The sequence below is a fragment of the Mesorhizobium sp. M4A.F.Ca.ET.050.02.1.1 genome (genome assembly GCF_003997725.1).
Lineage (GTDB): Bacteria > Pseudomonadota > Alphaproteobacteria > Rhizobiales > Rhizobiaceae > Mesorhizobium.
In genome coordinates this window covers 1-4,222 of sequence record NZ_RZSG01000524.1, presented here as the reverse complement: position 1 = coordinate 4,222, position 4,222 = coordinate 1, and the positions used below count along the sequence as shown (strand labels likewise).

General features: G+C 65.9%; 3 protein-coding genes and 1 pseudogene. All 4 read right to left on the bottom strand.

Annotated features, from left to right (window positions below; genetic code table 11):
* Positions 1-239: pseudogene (locus EOA33_RS26065) on the bottom strand (M23 family peptidase); the annotation flags it as partial.
* Positions 236-742 (bottom strand): DUF1036 domain-containing protein, encoded by a 507-nt coding sequence (locus EOA33_RS26060; protein WP_245455435.1) that lies wholly within the window; start codon positions 740-742, stop codon positions 236-238. The pseudogene EOA33_RS26065 and the gene EOA33_RS26060, both read right to left, overlap by 4 nt.
* Positions 743-753: 11 nt before the next feature.
* The gene (locus tag EOA33_RS26055) at positions 754-3,204 is read right to left on the bottom strand and encodes a serine/threonine-protein kinase (protein ID WP_127406949.1); all 2,451 of its coding nucleotides are present in this window, start codon (positions 3,202-3,204) and stop codon (positions 754-756) included.
* Entirely contained in the window at positions 3,201-3,983 is a 783-nt protein-coding gene (locus EOA33_RS26050; RefSeq protein WP_127406948.1) for a protein phosphatase 2C domain-containing protein, read from the bottom strand. The genes EOA33_RS26055 and EOA33_RS26050 overlap by 4 nt, the downstream gene beginning before the upstream one ends.
* Between the last annotated feature and the right edge of the window lie 239 nt (positions 3,984-4,222).

Sequence of the window (4,222 nt, the reverse complement as noted above, 5' to 3'; positions counted from 1 at the left end):
ATGGCGGGCACATAGACCGACGCGTCGGCCGGGACATCCTCCGTGCCCTCGACAGCCTGCAGTTCCTCGTCCTCGTCGCCGAACGACCAATAGTCGGCGGTAAGATAGAAACCCATGGCGGCCGCAGCCAGGACGATCGCCGCAAGGCCAACGCCGAAGCGGCGCCAGACCTTGCGCCTGCGCAGCGCCAGCCGCGCCTCCCTTTTCCGCTTGAAGCTCGTGTCGATGCTGTGAGTCACGGGCTGTTTCCGGTCAGGAAGAAGGTCCAGCGCACCTGTTCAAGCGTATCGACTTCGACAAACCGCGCGGCGATGTGGCCGCGCTGCCAGCATTCGTTAATGCCGCGGATCGAGAAGCGGCGCCGGTCGATGCACATTTCGGTCGAGCCGCCCAGGATCGCATGGCCGAACACGTCCGTCGCATAGATGTAGATGTAGCGGTTGGTCAGCTCCTCGCGAATGACGTTCACGCACTGGTTGGCGCCGATGGTCCACCAGCCGTCGGTCTGGTCGGCATTGTCGACCTTCTGGCCGACGGCAAGATTGACGACGTCGAGGGTCTGATTGCAGACCGTGAACTCCGCGCGGGCGTGGCCGATCGACAGGATCGTCAGCAGTGCCGCGAACGGGATCGCGGCAGGCCTGGCGCGGCCGATCAGGCCAAGCAGGGTTCGGGCCCGATCACGCAGCTTGCGTGGCGGGACGACGGGCGGGAAGGAAGAACGCGAGCGGCGGATTTCCATCGGCGTCCATGCTACCCGCCGAGCCGGAAATATTTGGCGGTGGCGGAGTAGTCGGATCTGTTGGCTTCGATCTCGTCAAGGATCCTGGGCAGCAGCGCCGAAACCGGGGTTGGTGCAGAGAAGACGGCGGCCTTGACATCCCGCGGGCCCGTGATCACCAGGATGATCTGCGGCAGCACCTTGCCGGCGGCTTTGTCGGCGGCGCCGAGCCCGATCGGGATGCTGAAGGTCGCCCTGTCAGGTTGCGCGACGATGCGGTCATCGAGGTTGAAGGCTATGCCTCTGTGGTCGATCAGGAGTACGTTGGAAATCAGGCCGCCACGCGTCACCAGCGTTCCGCCGATCGGCGAGCCGTTCGGCACCAATGTCCGATCGAGGACGAGCCGCGGCTTGTCGGCGCCGGTGCGGCCGAGAAGATGCAGAAAATTGGTGACCTCGCATTGGGCGGGCTCAATGAGGCGCACGCTGATATCCGGCTCGACCTGGAACCGCGCCTGGAAGTCGGACATCATGCGCTCGAACGGTTGGACCGCAGTGCCAAATCCCTCGATAGCGACGGCGTTGTCGGTTGCCGATGTCATGGTGGCGTAGAAACAGTCACCGCCGCTGAAGTCGCTCACCCAGGAAGCGCGCTGCGCGGTCTCGTTGGCGGGAGCCGCCGGCGGAACCTGGGGCTTGGGCACATTCAAGACAACGGTCTCATTCGGCTGCTTGGCTGCGGGCGGCTCAGGCTGCGGGCTTGTCTTGGTCGCCGCTTCCGGCGGAGTGGTCGCGCCGTCGGGAGCCTTGTCAGCCACCTTTGGCTTGGCCGGTTCGTTGGCCGGTTGCTGGGCCTTCGGCATCTCCGCGACATCCGGCTTGACCGGCGCCGGCGCCTTTTCTACCGGCGGCGAGACCGGAGTGATCGCTTCCGGCGGCGAAGCAGGAGCGATTTTGGGGAGTGGCGCCGCCGTCTGCTGGCTGTCGCTTGGCTGCGGCGCCGCCGGAGCCTTTTCGGCGGGCGCTTGCGCCTCGACCGTCGGCGGCTTTGGTCCCTCCTGGACCGGCGGGACGGGTTCGGCCGGCCGCGCCGGCGCCGGCTTCTGTCCGGACCCGGCTTCCGCCTGTTTTTCGGCCGGCGCGGCGGTGGGCACCACTGGCTTTTCAGCCGGAGCCTGGCCTGCCTCTGTGCGTGGTGTTTGGGACGGCTCCGTTGCCGGTTCGTTGCCTGGCGCCCTGGCAGCGCTCTCAGTCGGTGTCGGCTCCGGTGTTTTCGAGGGAGAAAGCGTCGTCTTGCCGGCTGGCGGCGCGGCAGGCGTCAGGATGCCGCTGAAATAGATACCAGCTGCCGACACCATAGCCAGCGCCGCCACGGCGGCGATGGCGATGGAGCCGGTCCTCGCAGCTCTCCGGGAAGCATCGGGCACGACCGCGCGGGCAGGGGTGGCTGCCGCCCGAGGGCGCGGTTCGGCAAGGTGCGCGGGGCGCTGATGCGGGACGAAGCGTTGGCCGTCCGGAGTTGCCGAAGTCTGGGCCTGCAGCCTCCCAGGAGCCGGGGGCGCGGCGGTGCGATGCAGGTCCGAGCGGTCGCGCGGCATGGCGGATACCGGCGGCCTTGTCTCCTCGTCGGCGTCGCGGGTCATCCTGGCGATCTCGGCCATGCTGATCGGCCGGTGCCTCGGGTCCGGTTGCAGCATCGCCTCGATGATCTCCCTGAAATCGGCATCGATGTCGGAAAGATCCGGAACCGTTCGGCGCTTTTCCACGATTTCGAGCTGAGAGCCGCTCATGTCGATCGGCTTGCCGCGCAAGGCGGCGGCCAGCACCAATCCCATGCTGTAGATGTCGGACTGCTCGCTGACCTCGGCTCCGTAAAGCCCCAGCTGTTCGGGAGAAACGTAGTTGTACTTTCCGGCGAACCTGCCGCCGATCAGCGTTTCTCCGCCGACGGCGGCCGAACGCGCAATGCCGAAATCGATGATCTTGGCGCGGTCGACCCGGCCCCCCGGCAGGATGATGTTGTCCGGGGAGAGGTCGCGATGGATCGCTCCCGCCTGATGTACGGCGCTCAGGCCGGAGGCGAGGCGATGGCAGAGCTTGCGCACGTCCTCCACGGGCATGGCGCCACGCCGCATGACATCGAACAGCGACTGGCCGTCGACGAATTCCATGGCCAGGTAGGGTCGCCCGATGCCGGGATCGATGGTGAAGACGTGGTAGCGCACGACCGCGTCATGCGACAGGTGATTGAGGATCGACGCTTCCTTGCGGAACAAGGACAAGATCGTCTGGTCGCGGGCGAATTCCGGCAGGACGATCTTGATTGCGACGTGGTCGCCGGTCTGGATGTTGTGGCCGCGATAGACCTCGCCCATCCCGCCGGACGCGATCCGCTCGTCAAGCTCGTAGATGCCGCTGAGTTGTGTGCCCACGCCGGTGTTGGCAAGGCCTGGCGAGACGCGCGTCTTGTCGTCGGCGCTCATCGGTCCCGACCCTCGGTGGGCGGATGCGGACGGGGCGCCTGGCCGTTGCGGCGGTCGCCGATCTTCACCAGTATTATGGTCACATTGTCGGTTCCGCCCCGCGCCAACACTGTTTCCAGCAGCTTCTCGCAGGCCGCCTGAGGCGCGGCGGACAACACCGCAGCCTCGATCTCGGCGTCGCTGACATGTGCCGTCAGCCCGTCGGTGTTCAGCACGAAAACGTCTCCCGGCATGGTCTCGCCCTGCTGGTAGTCGATGACGATCTCGTCGCTGACGCCGACCGCGTGGGTGATGACGTTGCGGCGCGGCCAGGTGAGCGCTTCGGCGGCGCTGATCACGCCTCGGTCGAGGAGCTCCTGGACTTCGGTGTGGTCTTTCGAGATCTGCGAGATCGAGGCATTGCGGACAAGATACACGCGGCTGTCGCCGGCCCACAGGCAGGCAAACCGTCCGTCCATCACCAGCAGGGCCGCGAAGGTGGAGCCGATGGTTATGCCGCGGGTTTCGGATATGCTGCGGATTTCGGCATTGGCCCGGCTCAGCCTGTCCTCGAAGCGCGCTCGAAGGTCCGGCGCGGAGCTTGCGATGCCGATCGTCGCCAGGTGATCGATGATGCTTGCCGACGCTACCTCGCCGGCATCATGCCCGCCCATGCCGTCGGCCACAACCCACAGGCCTGTTCGCGGCTCGACCAGATAGTTGTCTTCGTTGTGGTCGCGCACGCAGCCTTTGTGGCTTACGCCGAAGCTTTCAAAGGGAAGGGGGGCGACAGTGTTCAATTTGCCACCAAGCGCTTCGCAAGCGTCCTTCGCGGCGCGCCCTCGGGCCGCCGCTCGCGCCACTCTGCCACAGGCGCGAACATTAGAGTATCGAAATCAAGGTCGGTACGCCGACCGTCCGGGATTGTCGTCGACGTGGCGGAGAGCCAAAAAATCATCTCAGAATGCCTTCGGGCAACTGAACCCGGCAAGCGCTGGAAGGAACAGCGGGTTGGGTTCGGAGTTGCTCTGGATCGTAT

Excerpts from the sequence above, each read along its gene's own strand:
- EOA33_RS26060 (WP_245455435.1), bottom strand. The coding sequence starts at position 742 with ATGGAAATCCGCCGCTCGCGTTCTTCCTTCCCGCCCGTCGTCCCGCCA.
- EOA33_RS26055 (WP_127406949.1), bottom strand. The coding sequence starts at position 3,204 with ATGAGCGCCGACGACAAGACGCGCGTCTCGCCAGGCCTTGCCAACACC.